The organism is Pseudomonas sp. R151218B TE3479, assembly GCF_053629195.1.
Genome location: NZ_JBRJHV010000001.1, coordinates 5,302,293 through 5,322,728, shown reverse-complemented (window position 1 = coordinate 5,322,728; position 20,436 = coordinate 5,302,293). Strand labels below are relative to the sequence as shown.

Here is a 20,436-nt window from a genome sequence, read left to right as displayed (position 1 = left end):
CGGCATGAAACCAAACGCCAACCCGGCGCTCGAAGCTCTGATCGCAAGGGATTTGTGTCTGTAGATTCCCTGCAGGCATTTTGAGGTTCAGAGTCGACCATGGAGTTTCTATCCCAGAATCACGGCTGCCCTGGGTGGGGCGGTGAGATGGCCGGGCGTATCCGGGCGTTCGATTGGAGCCGAACCGAGTTGGGCGCCATCGAGCACTGGTCCGCCAGCTTGCGTAGCGCTGTCCAATTGTTGCTGGCTTCGCCCCTGCCGATGGTGATGTTGTGGGGCCGTCAGGGCTTCATGATTTACAACGATGCCTATGCCGAGTTCGCCGGCGGCCGCCATCCCTACTTGCTGGGGTGCGCGGTGGAGTTGGGCTGGCCGGAGGTCGCTGAATTCAATCGCCATGTACTGGACGTCTGTCTGGCCGGCGGCACCTTGTCCTACCGCAGCAAAGAGCTGGTCCTGCTGCGCGATGGCAAGCCTGAAGACGTGTGGATGGACCTCTACTACAGCCCGGTGCCCGATGATGACCAGTCCCCGGGGGGCGTGCTGGCGATTGTGGTGGAAACCACGGAGCACGTATTGACCGAGCGCGCCCGGCAAGAGGCCGAACGCAGTTACCGCGCGGTCAATGAACGCATCCAGCTGGCGCTCTCGGCCGGGCCCTTGCTGGGGTCGTTCGTCTGGGACATCCAGGCCGACACGCTGTCGGGCGATGAGCGTTTTGCCCGCACCTTCAACTACCCACCCGACTGTCCGCTGGACGCACTGCCCATCGAGATTGCCCGCCAGGGCATTCACCCGGACGACCTTGAAGAGGTCAACCAGCGGGTCGAACTGACCGTGCGCACAGGCACGCCTTACAGTGCTGAGTATCGGGTCCGCCGCCTGGGCGGTGACTACCGGTGGGTGCTGGCCAGCGGTCGATGCGAGTTCGACAGGACAGGCCGGCCCCTGCGGTTTCCGGGCGTGTTGATTGATATCGACGAGCGCAAGACGGCCGAAGCTTCGCTGCTCAAATTCACCCGCGACCTGGAGCAGCGTGTCGCCGACGAGGTGCAGGCGCGTTTGGCAGCCGAAGAGCAGTTGCGCCAGTCGCAGAAGCTCGAGGCCATTGGTGGCCTCACGGGTGGCGTGGCCCATGATTTCAACAACTTGCTGCAGGTGATCGCCGGTAATCTGCACTTGCTGGCCCGCCACGAACGGGACAACGCCAATGTGCAACGGCGGGTCAGTGCCTCCATCGAAGCCGTGGAGCGGGGGGCCAAGTTGTCATCGCAGTTGCTGGCTTTCGCCCGGCGCCAGCCATTGTCACCGGCGGTCTACAACCCACGGCGCATCTACGAGGGCATGGGGGAACTGCTGCAACGGGCCTTGGGCGAAACCATTCTGATCGACGTGAGCCTGCCCCAGGAACCCTGGTGCATCCATGTTGATCGCAATCAGCTGGAAAATGCCCTGTTGAACCTGGCGATCAATGCGCGTGATGCCATGCGGGGCGAGGGCACCATCCGTCTGATCGGCGAGAACATCGTGCTCGATGAAGCGTTCTGCGCCGGCAAGGGGATTGTGGCCGGCGACTATGTCCGGCTGTCGGTGATCGATTGCGGTGTCGGCATGCCGCCCGACGTTCTGAAGCAGGTGTTCGAACCGTTTTTCACCACCAAGACCGATGGCCAGGGCACCGGGCTTGGATTGAGCATGGTGTTCGGGTTCGTCAAGCAGAGTGGCGGCCATATCGAGATCGCCAGTGACCTGGGCGAAGGCACGCGGGTGCGGATGTATTTCCCTCGAAGCCTTGCGCCCGAAGCAGGGGAAACCGAGCAACACGACGCGCTTCATTCCGGCCGGCAAGAGACGATCCTGGTGGTGGAGGACAACGACGAGGTGCGCAGCGCGTCGGTGGAACTGCTGGAACAGTGCGGCTATAAGACCCTCACGGCCGCCAACGGCGATGAGGCGATGAAGCTGCTGTTGGATGGCACCCCGGTCGACCTGATCTTCACCGACGTGGTCATGCCCGGCCTGATCAAGAGTTCCGACCTGGCCGCCTGGGCCAAGGTGCAGAACCCGCCGGTCCCTGTGCTGTTCACCTCGGGGCACACCCGGGACATCATCTCCCGCAACCATCAATTGAGCCCCGATACCCATTTGTTAAGCAAACCCTACGGCCCGGACGCACTGGCCCGCATGGTGAGGAGCGTGCTGGGCGGTTGATCGTGGCGTCTTAAACAAATGGAACCGAAGCCGTCGCGTCACCTTCGAATGTTCAAGACCGGTCATCCATCCGGCCCTGTCATGAACGAGGTGCCCATGAACGACGATCCCGCAAACACTCAGCAACAAGGCCAGGCGCAGACGCCATCCCCGCGTAACGATCCGGCCATCGATCCCCAGGCCCCGGGCAAGCCTTCGAGTGCCGAGCCCGTCAGTCCTGCCGGAGCGGATCAGGCTGACAGCGCTGCCACTGAAGTCGATCAGAAGCAGCATCATCAGGACAATGACAACACCTTCAGCCCCGGCTTCAAGCCTGACCCGGACCGGCCGAAATCCGGTGACGACACGGATGCTGACATCGACACCGATGGGGGCTAGACCAGGAAGGATGTACAACACCGCATCAGGGTGGTGAATGCAAAACTCATGAACATCCACAAACCCTGTGGGAGCGAGCTCGCTCGCGAAAGCGCTGGGTCAGCTTGAATCGATGCTGATTGTGCCGCCGTCATCGCGAGCAAGCTCGCTCCCACAAGGGGCCTGCGCTGAATGCAAAACACATGAACACCCACAATCCCTGTGGGAGCGAGCTTGCTCGCGCTTGAGCGCGAAGCGCTCACAAATGGGTCTGCTGCGCAGCCCAGCGGGAGCAAGCGCCCTCGCCAAAGGTTACCGAACGCCTTGAGCGCAACGGCATGACCTCAAATGTCCTTGACCAGCCGCAGCGCATCATAGATAGCCGCATGGGTGTTACGCGCCGACACCGCGTCGCCAATTCGGAATAGCTGGAAACGGCCCTCCGGGTTGGTCACGATATTTTGGGTTTTCCCGGCGATCAGATTGTGCTGCTCCACCGCGCCGTTATTGCTCGAGTGCGGGCGCAGTTCGAAGTACAAATCGTCCAGGGGCAGGGTGCCGTGGTTGACCACCAGCTGATCGACCACGCGCTGCTTGTGCACCTGACCATAATCGCTACCGAAGTTGGCCACCAATTGACCGTCGCGCTTCTCCACGGAATCGACCCGATAGGTGACCGTGAAGGTGACGTTCAGGTCTTGCAGGCTGCGCATGTAAGGCACCAGGTTCATCGCCATCACCTCCGGCGCAAACGACCGGTCCGGCGTGACGATCTCCAGTTTCGCACCGCTGTTGGCGATGACCTCGGCCGCTTGTAGCGCCGCGTGGTCGCCCGCGTCGTCGAAGATCAGCACGTTCTGGCCGGGCTTGACGTCACCGGAGATGATGTCCCAGGTCGACACCACCAGTTCATTGCCGTGCTTGAGCACCTCGGTATGGGGCAAGCCGCCCGTGGCGACGATCACCACGTCCGGCGCCTCGGCCATGACGGTCTCGGCTTCGGCCCAGGTGTTGAATTGGAACTTCACCCCCAGCCGTTCGCATTGCGCCATGCGCCAATCGATGATGCTGATCATCTCGCGCCGCCGCTCGCTCTGCGCAGTCAAGCGGATCTGCCCACCGGGTTGATCCGCCACTTCGAACACCGTGACGTCGTGGCCGCGCTCGCCGGCCACCCGTGCCGCCTCCAGGCCCGCCGGGCCGGTGCCGATCACTACTACCTTGCGCTTGACCGACGCCTTGGGAATTTCGTGCGGCATGGTGGTTTCGCGGCCGGTGGCGGCGTTGTGGATGCAGTACGCGGCGCCGCCCTGATAGATGCGGTCCAGGCAATAGTTGGCACCGACGCAGGGGCGGATCTCTTCTTCACGCTTCTCGATGATTTTGCGCACGATGTGGGGGTCGGTCATGTGCGCCCGGGTCATGCCGATCATGTCCACCTTGCCCGAGGCGATGGCGTGCCGCGCCGTGGCGACGTCCGGAATCTTGGCTGCATGGAACGTCGGGAAACCGGTGGCCGAGCGGATTTCGCCGGCAAAATCCAGGTGCGGCGAGTTGCGCATGCCTTGGATTGGAATCACATCGGTGAGGCCAGCGTCGGTGTCGATGTGGCCGCGGACCACATTGAGAAAGTCGACCAGGCCGCTGTCCTTGAGCATGTGGGAAATCTGCATGCCGTCCTTGGCGCCGAAGCCACCCGGCAGATCCTCGTCGCCGGTGTAGCGAATCCCGACCAGGAAATCTTCACCACAGCGCTGGCGGATACCGCGCAATACATCAAAAGTGAAGCGCAGGCGGTTTTCCAGGGAGCCACCGTAGGGACCCTCGAGTTCATTCGTCAGTGGCGACCAGAACTGGTCCATGAGGTGCCCGTAAGCCTGCAGCTCCAGGCCATCAAGACCGGCTGCCTTCATGCGTTCGGCGGCATCGACGTAGTCCTTGATGATGCGATCGATATCCCATTCTTCCATCTTTTTCGGAAACGACCGGTGAGACGCTTCGCGGCGATGGGAAGGTGATACCACCGGCAGCCAGTCGGCTTTGTCCCAGCGCGTGCGCCGCCCCAGGTGGGTCAGTTGAATCATCACCGCGGCGCCGTGCTCGTGGCATTCATCGGTGATGTCTTTCATCCATTTGACCACTTCGTCCTTGTACGCCAGCACGTTGTTGAACACTGGCGGGCTGTCGCGGGAAACGGCGGCGGAGCCCGCCGTCATGGTCAGCGCCACGCCGGCCTTGGCGCGTTCGACGTGATAGGCGCGGTACAGGTCCTTCGGCATGCCGTCGACAGGATAAGCGGGCTCATGGGAGGTGGTCATGATCCGGTTTTTGAGGGTCAGGTGTTTGATCTTATAGGGCTGCAGCAGAGGATCGCTGGACATGGTGTTGCGCTCCGGGAACAGAACATCAGGCTTGGTTTGACATAACGGTATGTCGAATGTTCATGTGTGTCAACGATTGGGACACAGGTGTACATTTTTCTTGCGTGACATAAAAACCAGGATTACCATCCAGTCGAAACAGGGGTGGCCCGGCTCGTGCGGCCGGCCATCGCGCATCGATCCAAAGTGCAAGGGGGCTGTGCGAAGCGCTATGCCAGGAACCATGAAAATACTCGTTGCGGTAAAGCGCGCCATCGACCCGAATGTGAAAGTCCGGGTGAAAGCCGACGGTTCAGACGTTGAGCTCAATGGCGTGAAGATGGCCTTGAATCCGTTCTGCGAAATCGCGGTGGAAGAGGCGATTCGTCTCAAGGAGAAGGGGCTGGCATCCGAAGTGGTGGTGGTTTCGGTGGGCACGTCGGCGTCCCAGGAACAACTGCGCACGGCATTGGCGCTCGGCGCGGACCGGGCGCTTCTGGTCGAGACGAGCGCGGTACTCGAGCCGCTCAATGTCGCCAAGTACCTGAGCAAAGTGATCGATCGGGAAAAGCCGCACTTGATCCTGTTCGGCAAACAGGCAATCGACCAGGAAAACAACCAGGTCGGGCAGATGGTCGCGCAGTTGATCGGCAGCGGTCAGGCCACTTACGCCTCTGCCGTCAATCAGGTCGACGGGCAATGGGTCGTCGAACGTGAAATCGACGGTGGCAGCCAGGTGGTCGCCCTCGCCATGCCGGCCGTGGTGACCTGTGACTTGCGCCTGAATCAACCGCGCTACGCCTCGTTGCCGAACATCATGAAAGCCAAGAAAAAACCGCTTGAAATCATTGCCGCTGACACCTTGGGCGCGAGCGTGAAGGAACACGCTCGATTATTAGGGGTGGTCCCGCCTGCGGTGCGCAAAGCGGGGATCAACATCGGTTCGGTGGCCGAACTGTTGGATAAATTGAAGAACGTTGCGGGGGTGATTTGATGCGCACATTGGTGATCGCCGAGCACAGTGCCGGTCAACTGACGGCAGGTACGTGGAGTGCCGTGACCGCCGCTATGGCTCTGGGGGCCGAGACGGATTTGCTGGTGATGGGCGGGACGGCCGCATCGGCAGTGGCGCAACAGGCGGCGCTCACCCAAGGCCTGGATCGGGTGCTGCTCGCACAAGGGGCGATGTTCGAAAATGCCCTGGCTGAAAATGTTCAGCCGCTGATCACTTCACTGGTGGCCGAGGGGTATACGCATGTCGTTGCCGACGCCAGCAGCATGGGCCGCAATGTACTGCCGCGGATCGCGGCGAGCCTGGATGTCGGCATGCTGTCCGACGTCACCCAGATCGTCTCGACGGACACGTTCCAGCGACCCATTTATGCCGGCAATGCCATCGCCACGGTGCAGTCCCTCGATCCGATCAAGTTGCTCACCGTCCGCGCCTCGGCGTTCGCCCAGGCCTTGTCCCACGAGCATCGCTGCGAAGTGGTGGCGGTGGAGGGCGGGCAAAGCGCAAGCAATGTGCGCTTCATGAGCGAGCAACTGACGGCCAGCGAAAGGCCCGACCTGTCGAGCGCCCGCGTCGTCGTGTCCGGTGGCCGAGGGATGCAGAGCAAAGAGAATTTCGCCCTGATCGAGCGGGTGGCGGACAAGCTTGGCGGTGCCGTAGGGGCCTCGCGTGCGGCGGTAGATTCGGGTTTTGCCCCCAACGATTTGCAGGTCGGGCAGACCGGGAAAATCGTCGCGCCAGAGCTTTACATTGCGGCAGGTATCAGTGGTGCCATTCAACATTTGGCGGGCATGAGTGGTTCAAAGGTCATCGTTGCGATCAACCAGGACGCTGAGGCGCCGATTGCCCAGGTGGCGGATTACATGTGGGTGGCGGATTTGTTCGAGGCCTTGCCGGCGCTCGAAAAAGCATTGTGAGTGCTTACATTCATAAGTTCCGCCAAAGGGCGGAGGAGGGCCGAGCGACCTGAATACATGAAAGGTTTTGGCATAACCAGAACTTATCCATGCATAACATTAAATCCCTTGAGGAGTGTAATGGCACTCTGCTTTGATGAGGGAACGTGAATTCTTCTGCTGCCCTGCCAATAACTATTAATACAGTACGCGGAGATGCACCATGATGACGTTGTCCAGTAAAACCTGTATCGGCTGGCTTGCCGGCCTGGCAATGGCCGCCGGCAGTCTGATGGCCCACGCCGAGGAGCCCACGCCCATTCGTATCGGTTGGGTGAATTGGTCGGATACGGAAATCGCTGTGAAGCTGGCGGATACCGCATTGCGCGATCACTTGAAGCAACCGGTCAAATTGGTGCTCGCCGACATTGGCATTCAGTTCCAGGCCTTGGCCAACGGCAATATCGACCTGATCCCGATGGTCTGGCTGCCGAACACTCACAAGGCGTTCTATGACAAATACCAGGACAAGCTCGAAGACCTCGGCGTGCTGTATGAAGGTCGCATCGGCATGGCCGTTCCAACGTCCATTCCCGCCAGCGAACTCGCCACTGTCGAGGACCTCAACAAGCCTGAAGTGCGGCAAAAGCTCGACGGCAAGATCCTGACCTCGGAAGTGGGCAACGGCCAATACAAACTCACGGAAAAGGCCATCAAGGAATACAAGCTCGAGGGCTACAAGATGGTCGCCTCTTCAGAGTCTGGCATGTTGAGCGAGCTGGATCGCAACCTCAAACGCGACAAATGGGCATTGATCAACGCCTGGAGCCCTCACTGGATGTTCGCCAAGTGGCCGCTGCGCTACCTGGATGATCCGAAGCAGGTTTTCGGCGGCGCCGAGCAGATTCACGCGATTGCCCGCAAAGGCTTTAGCGCCGAACATCCCGATGTCGCCCGGTTCTTCGCCAACTTCAAGATTCCCAAGGCCGACCTTGAGAAGCTGATGGCGACCGCCCGTGACAGTTCGGCAGACAAGGTCGTTGCCGAGTACTACGCCGCCAACAAGCCTCGTTTCGAGGCCATGTTTGGCAGTCAGACCGCCTCGGCGACCGTCAGCCAGTAATCGCCGCCGTTGCTTGATAGGTGTTTGCAGTTCGGTGCCCTTGACGCAAAGTGAAGGGCGTCGGCTGTCATCGATACCGTTCGGGCTACCCTTGGAACATGCCGGGACCCGCTTCCAGTACCGCTGGGATACGTTGAGCAGCCTGTCATCTTCTTCTGCGTCTGACTCAGGAATGGGGTTGAAAACGATGATCACCCGCCACGAGCCTTTGTCGTTGGATCCGTCTGTCACCCGCAGCGCGCAGTGGCTTCGGCGATCGCTGCATGAAATCCTCTCGAATCACCTAGAGGGCGGTACATCCGGGGCGACACAGGCTTATGCCGCCGCCCTGGGCGCGACCGAGTGGACCCTCAAGTTGCCGCCGGCAACGCCCCGCGCGTTACCGACAGTCCTGGCGCCCTATTTGGCCCAGGCATTCGACGCTGCGCCAAGCGTTCCCGAACACCTGGCAGGGGTATTGGAGGCGTTGAAGGCGCTGGTGCCCCATGTTCCCTGGATCAATCGTCAGGCCCAGGCCGGCCAGGACGATCGGTTCGTGGAGCGGCATCGCCATGGCATGGTCACCGGACCTGAGGGATTGTTCGAATATCCCGGTATGACCCTGGGGTTGGCCCTCATGGCGCCTGAAACCTGTTATCCGTTCCACCAGCATCCTCCGGCTGAGTTCTATCTGGTGTTGTCCCCAGGCGACTGGTATCGCGAGGACGCAGGCTGGTGGACGCCCGGGGCAGGTGGCATTGTCATAAACCCACCGTCCTGCACCCATGCGATGAGATCAACGCAAGTGCCACTCCTGGCGCTGTGGGGATTGCTCCATGAGCCCTGCGCGTGAGCCGACCACGGGTGATACACACCGTGGGTGATGCCCCGCGGCCGCAACTTGGAATCCTCTTGTGCCTGCTTTCCATGCTGCTCTTTGCAAGCCAGGATGGGATCACCAAAGTGCTGGTCAAGGACCTTCCCGTCGCCCAGCTTGTCATGGTGCGTTACTGGGTATTTCTGGCATTCGCTGTCGGCTATAGCCTTTATCGCGGCCACCTGGGAGCGGCGTGTCGAAGCCATCATCCTGCCCTGCAGGTTATTCGTGCCTTGCTGGGGGTGGGCGAAAGCGCGTTGTTCGGATTGGGGCTGCGCTACCTTGGCATGGCTGAGATGCATGCCCTGTATGCGGTGTTTCCGCTGATGACCCTGGCCTTGGCAGGCGCGTTCCTGGGGGAGTTCATCGGCGTCCGCCGCTGGATGGCTGCGGCCATAGGGTTCTTGGGGACCCTGGTGATCCTCCGTCCGGGAACCGGCGTCTTCGAATTGGCGGCGCTGATTCCGCTGTTGTCGGCCCTGGGATTCGCGGTCTTCAGTGTGCTGACACGTCGGATCAGCCGGGATGATTCATTCGCGACGAACATGCTCTACATGGGCTTTTTCGGCGCCCTGGCCATCACGTTCTCTGGCTTGCCAGGGTGGGTTTCGCCGAACCCGACACAGTGGGGCCTGATCGCCGTGCTGTCGACGATCGGCATGGTGGCGCAGTTGCTACTCCTCCAGGCGCTCAAGTACGCAACGGCAGGTACGCTTCAACCGTTCAACTACACGCTGTTGGTGTTCGCCACATTCATCGGCCTGTTCGTGTTCGGCGAACTGCCCGACCCATGGACCGTCGTGGGGGCGTGCATGGTGATTGCCGGTGGGTTGTATGCGATCAAGGCGAAAGGGTAGGGAGCCTGTTTAATTTTATTCGATTTGGGAATAAGCATAATAGAATATATTCCTTGATCGAATTAGTTGGCATGTTAAGTTGACGCTACCGGACCGCCGGATATGTTCAACCCTACTCTATGGTACGACTATGTCCGGCGCCCGAATTTTCCAAATCAGCCTTGAGGCTCTGTCGCATGACGGGGCCCATGCAGTGATTTCTCAGTCCGGCACTCTGCGCATTAGTTCTTGTGTCGCCATTGCCGTTCCATTCGTGACTGGCAAACCTCTCCCCTGTCAGGCCAACAGCGAAGCCTGCAGTGCGATCAGCGAAGGCTTGGCATTTCTGCTCTACGCCATGTGACGCACCGCTGTCGGCACTTCCATACCGTAACGTCAGTCAGTCATCTCCAGTAATACCCGGTCCCGGGGATAGCTTGAAGAGTGAGTGGGCGTCTGTTCAGTGCAGCCTATCGCGACTTACAACCATGCCAAATTATTTGGATGAAGCTCATCGAGCCGAAATCGTTAAGCTCAGCAGGACCTTGACCAGCCAGACTGAATGGCCTACCTGGCTTTTACTGGTCGGCTTTTATCTGGCCTGGGCTTTTATTGTTTTTCATGGGCAGGCACTTGGCCAACTCATCAGCATTGTCCTGCTGATCCCGCTGGTCGTGCTCTGGATGTCGATTCAGCATGAGTTGATCCACGGTCATCCCACCCGATGGCCCACGATGAACAAAGCACTGGGGTTTCTGCCGTTTGCCGTGTGGTATCCCTACGACATTTACCGGGACACGCATCTGGCCCATCACAACGATGAAGTGCTGACGGTGCCTGGACAAGATCCAGAAAGTCGCTACGTCACCCGCATGTCCTGGGTGCAATCACCCCGTTATATGAAGGCCTTGTTGTGGGTGAACAAGACCTTGGGCGGGCGCCTGATCATCGGTGCGCCGTTGGCATTGATGACCCTTGCAAGTACCGCGTTCGGAGGGTTGTTGCATTCAGAGCGAAGCAGTTGGCGGATGTGGCTCATTCATCTCTTGAGCGTGGGGGTGTTGCTGGGATTGGTTGAACAATACAGCGCCATCAGCGCACTCCAGTACCTCTTGCTTGTGGCACTTCCAGCATTGTCCATTTCAATGGTCAGGTCGTTTTACGAGCATCGACCGTCAACGCTGCCAGAACACCGCACGGTGATCAATGAATCCTCAGGGCTTTTGAGTTGGCTCTTTCTGAACCTCAATCTTCACTTGGTTCATCACGATCTTCCCGGTTTGCCCTGGTTTTATTTGCCCCGGGTGTATAGAGCCAGGCGTGAACAATGGATCGCGCGAAACAATGGCTATGTCATCCGTGGCTACTTCCAGTTATTGCAGAGACATCTGGTCAATCCCGTGGATTGTCCTCGCCATCCTGCCAGGCACTAAAAATACTCAAGCCAATCTGGGCGTCGGAAAATGATACGTTTTGAAGCCATCAAGAAAACTCATAAAGGCAGCCCGCGAATGGCCGTGAGCGATTTAACGCTTCATGTCCGGGAGGGGGAGATCTGCGTATTTGTCGGGCCAAGTGGCTGTGGCAAAACGACCATTTTGCGAATGATCAATAGACTGGACACCCAGGACAGTGGCCGCATCAGTGTCAATGGGGTGGCGACCGATGAACTTGACGTCGTGACGCTTCGCCGTGGCATCGGTTTCATGATGCAAAGCTCAGCCTTATTTCCTCATCAAACCGTTGCAGAGAATATTGGCGCTGTTCCGCGGCTCCTGGGTTGGAACAAGCATCAGATCCGCCAGCGCGTGAGCGAGCTCATTTCCCTGGTCGGACTTCAGCCGGAATTTCTGGACAGGTACCCTAATCAACTGTCGGGCGGACAGCAAAGTCGTGTTGCCTTGGCGAGGGCATTGGCCTCGGACCCACCGGTTGTATTGATGGACGAACCCTTTGCCGCGCTTGATCCGGTGATCCGCGAGCGACTGCAGGACGAACTGGTTGCGCTGCAGAGGCGTTTGCATAAAACCATTATCCTGGTGACCCATGACATGGAAGAGGCCATCAAGATTGGTGACCGGATCGCCATCTTCGAGGGCGAAGGAAAGCTTGCTCAGTTCGATACACCTCACAATATCCTTGCTCATCCTGCCAGCGAGTTTGTAAAGAACTTCATCGGCAAGGATCCGTTGTTAAAAAGACTGTCGCTGATGAAGGTTTCTGATCTTCCTGCGGATGAAGTCAATTGCGAATTCAAACTTCTGCTGGACGATAAGTCCAATCCGCTGAAGTGGGTCAGTGAATCGGACGTGCCTGTTCCTGAGCTTACCACGGTGTCGAATAATGATTCGTTGCATCACGCTCTGGTTAAAATTCTAACGGCTCCGCTCGGTGTGGTTGTTCGAGTGGACGAGTCGGGTGGTTACGAAGGTTGCCTGTCGATTGCCAGCTTTCACAGCGCACTCAATGAGCGCCGCTTTGGAAGTGCGCAATGATTGACTGGTCCTGGATCGTTGAAAACTGGCAGCAGATCGGCCAGCTGTTATTTGATCATATTCAGCTGGTGACCTTGGGCCTGTTTATAGGAATGCTGTTAGCGGGCGCAATGGTGCTCTTGACGTTATGGAAGCCAGGGTTGGCGCAGCCCATGATTTATGTCAGCGGAATACTTTTTACCATTCCGTCCCTGGCACTGTTCATTTTGATAATGCCCTTTACCGGTTTGTCCAAGACGACGGCAGTGATTGGTTTGAGCCTGTATGCCTTGCTGATTGTGTTACAGAACACTTTGGCGGGCCTTGCGAGTAACCCTCCTGACGTGCTGGAAGAAGCCCGTGCGCTAGGGTACACGCGCACCCAGAGATTCCTGGGGGTTGAACTTCCCCTGGCGCTGCCTTCGTTATTGGCAGGGCTGCGAACGACCGCTGTGACATTGGTCGGGCTGGTGACGGTTACTGCGTTAATTGGTCAAGGCGGATTGGGGCAGCTGTTCATTACCGGGTTGGCTCAAAGTTTCACTACGCCTGTGGCGGTCAGTTTGGTCCTGACGGTGATGTTGGCGTTATGTTTTGATTTTCTCTTTTATTCAATCAATAAATGGCTGGTCCCTTGGGTGCGCTAATGAATAGCATCGCAGATGTCTACCTCTGGTTTTCTCTTCCTGAAAACTGGTTGGGCGAAGACGGGATACTCAGTCGACTGGCGGAGCATATTTATTATGTGTCTTTGAGCCTGGCTATTGCTTGTGCGATAGCGTTGCCGCTCGGCGTACTCATGGCTAACTACCGCAAAGGCGCGCAAGTGGCGATCGGGCTGTTCAATATTGGGCGAGCATTGCCTTCCCTGGGTATTGTGATACTTGCAATCATGGTCATTGGCTATGAAACCAGCACGGTGATTATCGCCTTGGTCACCATGAGCATCCCGCCGATATTGACCAATACCTATGTTGGCATCGATCAGGTGGATTCGTCTCTGAAGCATGCCGCCAAGTCGATGGGGATGCGCAGATGGCAGATGTTTATTCAGCTGGAATTACCGTTGGCTTTTCCGCTGATCTTTTCTGGATTCCGATCAGCCCTGGTGCAACTTATTGCTACGGCCACCATCGCCGCCTATGCAGGGTTCGGCGGACTGGGCAGGTTTCTCATTGACGGGCTGGGTCGAAATGATACCCCTCAAATCATTGGCGGCGCATTGGTGGTGTCGGCACTTGCGATAGTCAGCGAGTGGGTTTGTTCAATGATCGAAACATTCATGGTTCGAAAATGGCGAGCGGGGGATGTTGAACTGAGCGCTCCATGATCAGGGGCATTTGAAAGTGCGTATTAATTCTGCAGAGGTGCAAATCCAAATGAAAAACAAACAACGTTCGAAGACTCGTTCAGCGCACTCGGTTTCACTGTTGCTTGGGTTAGGCTTGCTGGTGGGCAGCGCATTTGCCAGTGCCCAGTCCATCACCATAGGCGGGGCCAATTTTTCCGAGCAGACGATTCTCGCCAACATCTATGCCTCAGCTTTGAAAAATGAAGGGATTGACGTCAAGACCCGACTCAATCTCGGGAACCGCCAGATCATCGCCAAGGCGCTGGAAAACGGGGATATCGACGTTGTACCCGAGTACATAGGATCACTGTTGAGTTTCTATGACGACAAGAGCGCCCTGACCACCCAGACGGAGATTGTCAGCGCCTTGCAACAGAAGTTGCCGGCAGGCCTCCAGTTGCTTGAACCTTCGGCCGCGGGCTCTATTACCGCTTGGGCTGTCACCAGGAAAACCGCAGAAAAGTACAACCTGCACAGCTTGTCCGACCTGGCGCCCGTCTCCGGTGAACTCACGCTGGGCGGGCCTCCCGAAGTCACCACTGCTGCATTGGGCCTGCCCGGGTTGAAGGCGGTCTACGGCATCAACTTCAAGAGCGTCAAATCGCTGGACATGGGCGGGCCCTTGTCGCGGCTGGCGTTGAATTCAGGCGCTATCGACGTCGCCACGGTGGTCTCCACGCAAGGCATCCTGGCAAAAGAACCTTGGGTTGTGCTCGAGGACGACAAGCACCAGCAGCCCCTGCAGAACATTACGCCACTGGGACGCAAGGCGTTGCTAACCCCAGAAGTCACCAAGGTGCTCAACGAGGTCTCTGCAAAACTGACCGATGATGACCTCAAGCAACTCAATCGCCTGGTTGATATCGATCACAAGGATCCCGCAAAAGTCGCGGCGCAGTGGGTCGCTGAAAATACCGTCAAGGCGGCCAACTGAACATGAATGCGATGTGGGTAAGGTCGCGGAGGCGTTATGTCCAATAAAAGTATGATTTTGAATTTGTTCTTTTTTAATCCCCAAGGGGATCATCGTTTTTCCTGGCGCCACCCGCTGTCGCCGACCAAGGAAATATTGACGCTGGGCTACTACGTGAAACTGGTGCAGGCGGCCGAAGCGGCGAAGTTCGATGCGGTTTTTGTCGCGGATCACGTCGCTGTCTGGGACTCCGTCGCCAGTGGGTTGAGGCACTATGCCAACGCCCGCCTTGAACCGATTACGCTCTTGTCCGCATTGGCGGCTGTCACCGAACACATCGGGCTGATGGGCACCGCTTCAACGTCTTATAACGAGCCCTTCAATATTGCGCGATATTTCGCTTCGCTGGACTACCTCAGCGCAGGGCGAGCCAGCTGGAATATCGTGACGTCCTGGTTGGAAGAGGAGGCTTCGAATTTCGGATTGTCAGGCGTGACCAAACACGGCGATCGTTATCGGCGGGCCGAGGAGTTCATCCATGTCGCCAAGCAGCTTTGGGACTCCTGGGAGGAGGGGGCTCTTGAGTTTGACAAGGACAGCGGCGATTTTGCCGACCCGTCTAAAATTCACCCGATCCATCACAAAGGCGCACATTTCAACGTGCGTGGGCCGCTTAACGTGCCGCGTCCACCGCAAGGACATCCGGTCCTTGCCCAGGCGGGGTCTTCTGAAGCGGGCAAGGATCTGGCCGCCGCCCATGCGGACGTGCATTTCTGTTTTATCAATACGGTCGAAGAGGGGCTGGCGTACAGGGCCGATTTGAATCGCCGGCTCGAGTTGAAGGGCCGGCATTCCAGTGATCTGAAAATCATTACCGGTGTGCTTCCGGTGGTTCTGGAGAATGAGACCGAGGAGGCGCGACGTCGGCAACTGGAGGACAGCCTCATTATCGATGCCGTGGCGATTGATCTGGTCTCCAGCTACACCCGTCTTGATCTGACAGGCCTGTCGCCCGACAGCCCACTACCCGCGTTGCCGGATGAGTCTGAGTTCGATGGCATTCGAACCGAGCTGGCCCTGCTCAAGAAGTACGACACGACCTTGTCCATCCGTGAAATAGGGCGCCGGCTGGTCAAGAGCTCCAGTACCTGGCTGCTGATCGGAACGGCGGAGCATATTGCCGATAAGCTTTCAGCGTTATACGAGTCGAATGCCGTCGATGGCTACAACCTCATGTTTCCGTTTTTGCCCACTGACTTCGAAACATTCACCCGTGGCGTGGTGCCTTTGCTGCAAGCCAGAGGGGTTTTCCGCAAGGACTATGAACCCGGGACCCTGAGGGATCGCTTGGGTTTGAAGACGCCTGCCAACCGCTTCCTGCTGTGATCAGCGTCAATCACCATCCTCTGAATGGATTTCATATGATCAGCGATCTATCCATGTACCTCGCTCCCGCCAGGGTTTTACAGGCACAGGACGCCTGGCTCCAGCGCATCCTGGAGATTCTGGGGGAGCGCCGTGAGCAACAGCAGATCGTTGATCCCATGTCCCATTGGCTTTCCCCTGATCTGTTGTTATCCCAGACCTGCGGCTATCCCTTCGTCACGTCACTGCGGGGAAAGGTGAGGCTGATAGGGCGTCCGAGCTATGAGCTTGCTCATAGCTCGGGGGGTGACCATTGCAGTTTGCTGCTGTGTAGAGCTGATTCGCCCGTGACTGATCTGGCGGGCTTGCAGGGCAGCCATGGACTGATTAACGCCCGGGATTCCAACTCTGGAATGAATTTATTGCGCCACACGTTGGCGGGGATCAGCGACGGTGGTTTTTTCTCGAAACTCACCTTCACCGGATCCCACAGGGAGAGCATGCGAAGACTGAAAAAGGGCGAGGGCGATTTGGCTTCCATCGACAGCGTCACCTACGACTATCTGGCGAGAGATAACAGTGCCGAGATCGACGGTCTTAGAATCCTGGTGCGAAGTGTGCGCAGTCCCTGCCTGCCTTACATAACGTCGATTCGTCGAACGGCGACGCAAGCAGACTTTATCAGGAGCGCAATGAACGAAGCCTTGGGCCAGCTTCCTGAGATTTCCCGTGACCTGGCGATCAGGGAAGTCCTGCCGGCCAGTGAGGCTGACTATGAGTGTCTTCTGGAGTACGACCGCAGTGCGGCCAATCGAGGCTTTTCGTTTGTATCATCCTGAGCGGCGAGCCGTCCCTGGCTCGCCACCTCAAACAGGCTAGAACCTGAAGCGCCCAACCAAGCCCTTGAGCTGCCCGGAAATATCCGTCAAGCGCCCTGAGCCGGTCTGTGCCGAGTGAGCGAACTCCTCGACCAACTGGGCATCGGCATGAATCTGCGCGATGTGCCGGTTGATGTCTTCGGCCACTTGGTGCTGCTCCTCCGCCGCCGTGGCGATCTGGGTGTTCTGGTCGCGAATCGAGTCCACCGAATTGCGGATCTTGTCGAAGCTGTCACGGGCCTGTTGAATGCGCTCGACGCTGGTGTGCGACACCTGCAGGCTGCTTTGCATCTGCTGGGTGACTTCCTGGGTGCGCCGTGCGAGGTTGCCCAACAGGCTGTCGATCTCGCCGGTGGAGTCGGCGGTGCGCCGTGCCAGGGCCCGTACCTCGTCGGCCACCACGGCGAACCCACGACCTTGATCGCCGGCCCGTGCGGCTTCGATCGCGGCGTTGAGGGCCAACAGGTTGGTCTGTTCGGCAATCGAGCGAATGGTGTCGAGGATAGTGTTGATGTTCTTGCTGTCCTGCTCCAACGCCTGCATGGTCTGGGTCGATTTCTGCAGGTCTTCGCTCAGTTTCAGCACGCTGCCGGTGGCTTCGCCGATGTGATGCTGGCCGTCGTGCACATCGCGGTAGCCTTCGTCCGCACTGGAGGCGGCCTGGCTGCAAGAACGGGCCACTTCGTTGGCGGTGGCAACCATTTCGTTGAACGCGGTGCTCACCAATTCCACGGCCTGGCGCTGGCGCCCGGCAGCATCGTTCATGTTCTGGGCCACGTGGCTGGTATCGGCCGCGGCGGTTTGCAGGTCGGAAGAGGCGCTGCCGATGCGTTGCATCAGTTGCGCGATCATGCCCAGGAACTGGTTGAACCAGCCCGCCAGGGTGGCCGTTTCGTCCTTGCCTTGCACGATGAGTTTGCGAGTGAGGTCGCCTTCACCTTCGGCGATTTCCTGCAGACCGTTGGCGACGCCGCGAATCGGCCGCACGATCACGCTGGCGAAGCTGGCGCCCACCACGGCGAAGACCACGGCCAGCGCGGCGGCGATGGCGGCGATCAGCCAAGTCAGGCTCGAGGCCTCGGCCATCACTTCATCGCGCTTGATCAGGCCGATGAAGCGCCAGCCCAACCCTTTGGAGCTGACCACGTTGGCCATGTAGGGCACGCCGTCGATATCGATCTGGGTCACGCCATCGCTGCTTTTGGCCAGCTCGGCATAGTGGGGGCCAAGATCGGCCAGCGGCTTGAAGTTGTGCTTGGCATCGGCGGCGTCCACCAGGACGTTGCCGTTGGCTTCCACCAGCATCAGGTAGCCGCTGTCGCCCAGCTTGATGTTCTTGACCAGTTCGGTGAGCTGCTTGAGCGATACGTCAAGGCCAACCACCCCCACCAGTTTGCCGGCGGCGTCTGAAACCGTATGTACGATGCCGATCAATGAGACATCATCCGGCGCCCAATAATAGGCATCCGTACGCACGGTGGTACCCGGCGCGGCGATGGCGGCCTTGTACCATGGGCGCACCCGCGGGTCGTAGTTGGATATCTTGGGATCGTCAGGCCAACTGGCATAGCCGCCGTCGGCCAGGCCCAGGGAAAGATAGGCGGTGGTCGGGTGGCTCTTGGCGAATCTGTCGAAGATCTCCAAAAGCTGTTTGTTGATCTCGGGGAGAGGAATTTGTGCGGCGTCGGCACCGGAGTAGTTTTTCAGATCCTTGGCTGCGACGATCCGTGGATCCTTGGCGAAGAATTCGACGTTCTGGCTGATGCCATCGAAGAACTGCTTCATGCCGTTGTCGATCTGGCGGATTTCACGGCCGCTGCTGTCCAGGAAGTTGGCCTTTGCGGCGTCGCGCAGGTTCATTACGACAAGCACCGCTACCAGGATAACCGGGAGGCAGGCGATGGCCGCGAACGCCCATGTCAGCTTCTGTTTGATATTCATGACTTCTCCCGCGGAATATTTTAAGTGTTGGAACGGCGGAAACAGCAGTGGTTGGCGTTGCGAGTCTCTGGAAGGGAAAAGCGCCCATGCCTACTGCCAGTGTATCGACCAAAGTCGTAGGCACTTGAGGCTTGCCATTTTGGCGCGGGACGATCGGTAGAGGGCGTAGGCGCGATTGCAGCCGGCTTGACTAGTCTGGAAGATAGCGTGGTTTGCTCTGCGCCTTCGCCCTGCGGCTCAGGCACCCACGTGCAGCAAATCCTCATCGTCTTTAATGTATTAACGAGGCCCTATGCCAAGCGCATTCGAGAGCGTACTCAAAAACAAGAACATGGCTTATCGACCGCTCGGAGCGGCGCCCGCCAGCCAGGCGCCGATCCGTGTCGCGTTTGTATTGATGGACAACTTCTCGATGATGTCCTTCACCGGTGCGGTGGACGCGCTGGTGACCGCCAACCTGATGAGCGACATGCCCCTCTACGAGGTGCTGACGGTGGGGGTTTCAGGTGGGCAGGTGACGAGCGACCTGGGCATTGTCATCTCGACGGACATCGAACTGGCGCAGATGCCGGAAAACCAGGACGTGCTGATTGTCGCCGGGGGCTTTCGCGTGAAGTTGCAAGGCCATCCCTTGCTGCGCCGCAAGCTGCGCGCCAATGCGACGTCCGGGGCGATCCTGGGTGGGTTGTGGAACGGTGTCTTCTTCGTTGCCGATGCCAATTTGTTGGATGGTTTCGAATGCGCTGTCCACCCGGAAAGCCGAGCCATGATGGTGGAGGTGTTTCCCCATGTGAAGGTGTCCAGCCGGGCCTATGTGGTGGACCGGGAGCGGGTCAGTTGCGCGGGCGCCAACAGTTCGTTGCGCATGATGCTCCAATTGATTCGCCAGACGGGCGGAGCGGCGCTGGTGGGGGCCATCGAGGAAATTCTGCGTTGTGATGAGTCAGGTGACGACGCGACGGACTTGCCGCCGGTTTTCGTCGAGACCGACCCGACGCTGCCGGAAAGCCTCAAGTTGGCGTTGGAGCTGATGTGGCAGAACGTAGAGGAGCCCTTGACCATCGATGAGCTGGCGGCGTGCGTGAAGATTTCCAAGCGTCAGTTGGAGCGACGGTTCTGCAGTTTTCTCGGTGCGACCCCAACGCGCTATTACCTGGAGCTGCGCCTGACGCGTGCTCGTCAACTCATCCAGCAAACCAATCGGTCCGTGACCGAAATCGCCGTGGCGACAGGCTTCGTCAGTTCCCCACACTTCCAGCGTCGTTTTCGGGATTTCTTTGGTGTGCCGCCTGGCAGTTACCGTTCGAAATCGGAGCGCAAGCAAGCCTTGCGCTGAAGGCGCTGACGGATTGGAAAGTGAGTTTTTGGGAGGGGAGGGCTACGCAGTTCAGCGGGAGCAAGCTCCCGCGTCACGGACACAAATCAGCTGTTATCGTCGGTTTGTGTTTCGGTGGGCAGGTCTTCGGTTTGCGGAGCGGCTTGTGATGCGGTCAAAGTCGTCTCCTTGCACAGCACCTTGCCTACCTCGTCGGCTATCGAACCGTCGATGATTCGCCCTTGCATCTGGTCGAACTGGGCTTTTTCCAGCACTGCGAGGCTGTTGTACATCCCCATGTGCCGTACATTGCGGCTGGCGCAGTCGAGTTCGAGTTTTGTGTAGTTGGTGAAGTAAGCACCCGATCTCTGCACGGTGGCCTGGATGGCTGAGCCGCTGTCGATAAACGACACGATGGAGTACACGGCATCCGAATCATCGTAAAGGTATTTGATGTTCTGAACTTCCGCGACCGCACTACACGCAATCGAGATTAAGGCGAGGGACATGACGGTTTTCATGCTTTCTTCCGTGAATAAGCAAGTCAG

Annotated in this window: 18 protein-coding genes and 1 pseudogene; 15 read left to right on the top strand and 4 right to left on the bottom strand. The window is 58.5% G+C overall.

The features are described from left to right. The first annotated feature begins 99 nt into the window (after positions 1 to 99). Both AB7M32_RS22885 and AB7M32_RS22880 read left to right on the top strand, forming a co-directional pair. Positions 100 to 2,211 (top strand): ATP-binding protein, encoded by a 2,112-nt coding sequence (locus AB7M32_RS22885; RefSeq protein WP_454251468.1) that lies wholly within the window; start codon positions 100 to 102, stop codon positions 2,209 to 2,211. A gap of 96 nt (positions 2,212 to 2,307) precedes the next feature. Continuing rightward, positions 2,308 to 2,589, top strand: coding sequence for a hypothetical protein (locus AB7M32_RS22880; protein ID WP_454251467.1), 282 nt, complete (start codon positions 2,308 to 2,310; stop codon positions 2,587 to 2,589). 323 nt (positions 2,590 to 2,912) lie between these two features. Here AB7M32_RS22880 and AB7M32_RS22875 read toward each other — a convergent pair whose 3' ends face one another. Further along, entirely contained in the window at positions 2,913 to 4,949 is a 2,037-nt protein-coding gene (locus AB7M32_RS22875; RefSeq protein ID WP_454251466.1) for an oxidoreductase, read from the bottom strand. Between the two features lie 223 nt (positions 4,950 to 5,172). Between AB7M32_RS22875 and AB7M32_RS22870 the strand changes: the two genes are divergently transcribed. The 12 genes from AB7M32_RS22870 (at position 5,173) to AB7M32_RS22815 (ending at position 16,593) form a co-directional block, all read left to right on the top strand. Beyond that, positions 5,173 to 5,922 carry an electron transfer flavoprotein subunit beta/FixA family protein gene (locus tag AB7M32_RS22870; RefSeq protein WP_454251465.1) on the top strand — a complete coding sequence of 250 codons (750 nt, stop codon included), beginning with the start codon at positions 5,173 to 5,175 and terminating at the stop codon, positions 5,920 to 5,922. Beyond that, positions 5,922 to 6,857: an electron transfer flavoprotein subunit alpha/FixB family protein gene (locus AB7M32_RS22865; protein WP_454251464.1), complete on the top strand. Its 936-nt coding sequence runs from the start codon at positions 5,922 to 5,924 to the stop codon at positions 6,855 to 6,857. The genes AB7M32_RS22870 and AB7M32_RS22865 overlap by 1 nt, the downstream gene beginning before the upstream one ends. A gap of 202 nt (positions 6,858 to 7,059) precedes the next feature. Continuing rightward, on the top strand, positions 7,060 to 7,959 hold the full coding sequence (locus tag AB7M32_RS22860) for a glycine betaine ABC transporter substrate-binding protein (protein ID WP_454251463.1): 900 nt from the start codon (positions 7,060 to 7,062) through the stop codon (positions 7,957 to 7,959). Positions 7,960 to 8,131: 172 nt separating this feature from the next. After that, positions 8,132 to 8,791, top strand: a complete 660-nt coding sequence (locus tag AB7M32_RS22855) for a dimethylsulfonioproprionate lyase family protein (protein ID WP_454251462.1) — start codon at positions 8,132 to 8,134, stop codon at positions 8,789 to 8,791. Then, positions 8,788 to 9,672: a DMT family transporter gene (locus AB7M32_RS22850; RefSeq protein WP_454251461.1), complete on the top strand. Its 885-nt coding sequence runs from the start codon at positions 8,788 to 8,790 to the stop codon at positions 9,670 to 9,672. Before AB7M32_RS22855 ends, AB7M32_RS22850 begins: the two co-directional genes overlap by 4 nt. A gap of 467 nt (positions 9,673 to 10,139) precedes the next feature. Next, positions 10,140 to 11,084 carry a fatty acid desaturase gene (locus AB7M32_RS22845; RefSeq protein ID WP_454251460.1) on the top strand — a complete coding sequence of 315 codons (945 nt, stop codon included), beginning with the start codon at positions 10,140 to 10,142 and terminating at the stop codon, positions 11,082 to 11,084. Positions 11,085 to 11,114: 30 nt separating this feature from the next. Next, positions 11,115 to 12,146, top strand: coding sequence for an ABC transporter ATP-binding protein (locus tag AB7M32_RS22840; RefSeq protein ID WP_454251459.1), 1,032 nt, complete (start codon positions 11,115 to 11,117; stop codon positions 12,144 to 12,146). Then, on the top strand, positions 12,143 to 12,772 hold the full coding sequence (locus AB7M32_RS22835; protein ID WP_454251458.1) for an ABC transporter permease: 630 nt from the start codon (positions 12,143 to 12,145) through the stop codon (positions 12,770 to 12,772). The genes AB7M32_RS22840 and AB7M32_RS22835 overlap by 4 nt, the downstream gene beginning before the upstream one ends. Next, positions 12,772 to 13,455 (top strand): ABC transporter permease, encoded by a 684-nt coding sequence (locus AB7M32_RS22830; RefSeq protein ID WP_454251457.1) that lies wholly within the window; start codon positions 12,772 to 12,774, stop codon positions 13,453 to 13,455. Before AB7M32_RS22835 ends, AB7M32_RS22830 begins: the two co-directional genes overlap by 1 nt. Positions 13,456 to 13,504: 49 nt before the next feature. Further along, positions 13,505 to 14,410, top strand: coding sequence for an ABC transporter substrate-binding protein (locus AB7M32_RS22825; protein WP_454251456.1), 906 nt, complete (start codon positions 13,505 to 13,507; stop codon positions 14,408 to 14,410). Positions 14,411 to 14,446: 36 nt separating this feature from the next. Continuing rightward, positions 14,447 to 15,775 (top strand): LLM class flavin-dependent oxidoreductase, encoded by a 1,329-nt coding sequence (locus AB7M32_RS22820; RefSeq protein WP_454251455.1) that lies wholly within the window; start codon positions 14,447 to 14,449, stop codon positions 15,773 to 15,775. A 35-nt stretch (positions 15,776 to 15,810) separates the two neighbouring features. After that, positions 15,811 to 16,593 (top strand): phosphate/phosphite/phosphonate ABC transporter substrate-binding protein, encoded by a 783-nt coding sequence (locus tag AB7M32_RS22815; RefSeq protein WP_454251454.1) that lies wholly within the window; start codon positions 15,811 to 15,813, stop codon positions 16,591 to 16,593. Positions 16,594 to 16,629: 36 nt separating this feature from the next. Here AB7M32_RS22815 and AB7M32_RS22810 read toward each other — a convergent pair whose 3' ends face one another. Both AB7M32_RS22810 and AB7M32_RS22805 read right to left on the bottom strand, forming a co-directional pair. After that, positions 16,630 to 17,397 (bottom strand): methyl-accepting chemotaxis protein, encoded by a 768-nt coding sequence (locus AB7M32_RS22810; protein ID WP_371857799.1) that lies wholly within the window; start codon positions 17,395 to 17,397, stop codon positions 16,630 to 16,632. Between the two features lie 93 nt (positions 17,398 to 17,490). Continuing rightward, positions 17,491 to 18,492 (bottom strand): annotated as a pseudogene (locus tag AB7M32_RS22805) (HAMP domain-containing protein); the annotation flags it as partial. A 373-nt stretch (positions 18,493 to 18,865) separates the two neighbouring features. Between AB7M32_RS22805 and AB7M32_RS22800 the strand changes: the two are divergent. Beyond that, positions 18,866 to 19,909 (top strand): GlxA family transcriptional regulator, encoded by a 1,044-nt coding sequence (locus AB7M32_RS22800; protein WP_072406861.1) that lies wholly within the window; start codon positions 18,866 to 18,868, stop codon positions 19,907 to 19,909. Positions 19,910 to 19,995: 86 nt separating this feature from the next. Here the strand turns inward: AB7M32_RS22800 and AB7M32_RS22795 are convergent, their stop codons facing one another. After that, complete coding sequence (locus tag AB7M32_RS22795; protein ID WP_072406859.1) at positions 19,996 to 20,409, bottom strand: hypothetical protein; 414 nt, start codon at positions 20,407 to 20,409, stop codon at positions 19,996 to 19,998. Between the last annotated feature and the right edge of the window lie 27 nt (positions 20,410 to 20,436).

Bases quoted from the DNA above. Each gene is read 5' to 3' on its own strand.
- AB7M32_RS22885 (WP_454251468.1), top strand. From the start codon at position 100: ATGGAGTTTCTATCCCAGAATCACGGCTGCCCTGGGTGGGGCGGTGAG.
- AB7M32_RS22880 (WP_454251467.1), top strand. From the start codon at position 2,308: ATGAACGACGATCCCGCAAACACTCAGCAACAAGGCCAGGCGCAGACG.
- AB7M32_RS22875 (WP_454251466.1), bottom strand. From the start codon at position 4,949: ATGTCCAGCGATCCTCTGCTGCAGCCCTATAAGATCAAACACCTGACC.
- AB7M32_RS22870 (WP_454251465.1), top strand. From the start codon at position 5,173: ATGAAAATACTCGTTGCGGTAAAGCGCGCCATCGACCCGAATGTGAAA.
- AB7M32_RS22865 (WP_454251464.1), top strand. From the start codon at position 5,922: ATGCGCACATTGGTGATCGCCGAGCACAGTGCCGGTCAACTGACGGCA.
- AB7M32_RS22860 (WP_454251463.1), top strand. From the start codon at position 7,060: ATGATGACGTTGTCCAGTAAAACCTGTATCGGCTGGCTTGCCGGCCTG.
- AB7M32_RS22855 (WP_454251462.1), top strand. From the start codon at position 8,132: ATGGGGTTGAAAACGATGATCACCCGCCACGAGCCTTTGTCGTTGGAT.
- AB7M32_RS22845 (WP_454251460.1), top strand. From the start codon at position 10,140: ATGCCAAATTATTTGGATGAAGCTCATCGAGCCGAAATCGTTAAGCTC.
- AB7M32_RS22840 (WP_454251459.1), top strand. From the start codon at position 11,115: ATGATACGTTTTGAAGCCATCAAGAAAACTCATAAAGGCAGCCCGCGA.
- AB7M32_RS22835 (WP_454251458.1), top strand. From the start codon at position 12,143: ATGATTGACTGGTCCTGGATCGTTGAAAACTGGCAGCAGATCGGCCAG.
- AB7M32_RS22830 (WP_454251457.1), top strand. From the start codon at position 12,772: ATGAATAGCATCGCAGATGTCTACCTCTGGTTTTCTCTTCCTGAAAAC.
- AB7M32_RS22825 (WP_454251456.1), top strand. From the start codon at position 13,505: ATGAAAAACAAACAACGTTCGAAGACTCGTTCAGCGCACTCGGTTTCA.
- AB7M32_RS22820 (WP_454251455.1), top strand. From the start codon at position 14,447: ATGTCCAATAAAAGTATGATTTTGAATTTGTTCTTTTTTAATCCCCAA.
- AB7M32_RS22815 (WP_454251454.1), top strand. From the start codon at position 15,811: ATGATCAGCGATCTATCCATGTACCTCGCTCCCGCCAGGGTTTTACAG.
- AB7M32_RS22810 (WP_371857799.1), bottom strand. From the start codon at position 17,397: ATGAACGATGCTGCCGGGCGCCAGCGCCAGGCCGTGGAATTGGTGAGC.
- AB7M32_RS22800 (WP_072406861.1), top strand. From the start codon at position 18,866: ATGCCAAGCGCATTCGAGAGCGTACTCAAAAACAAGAACATGGCTTAT.
- AB7M32_RS22795 (WP_072406859.1), bottom strand. From the start codon at position 20,409: ATGAAAACCGTCATGTCCCTCGCCTTAATCTCGATTGCGTGTAGTGCG.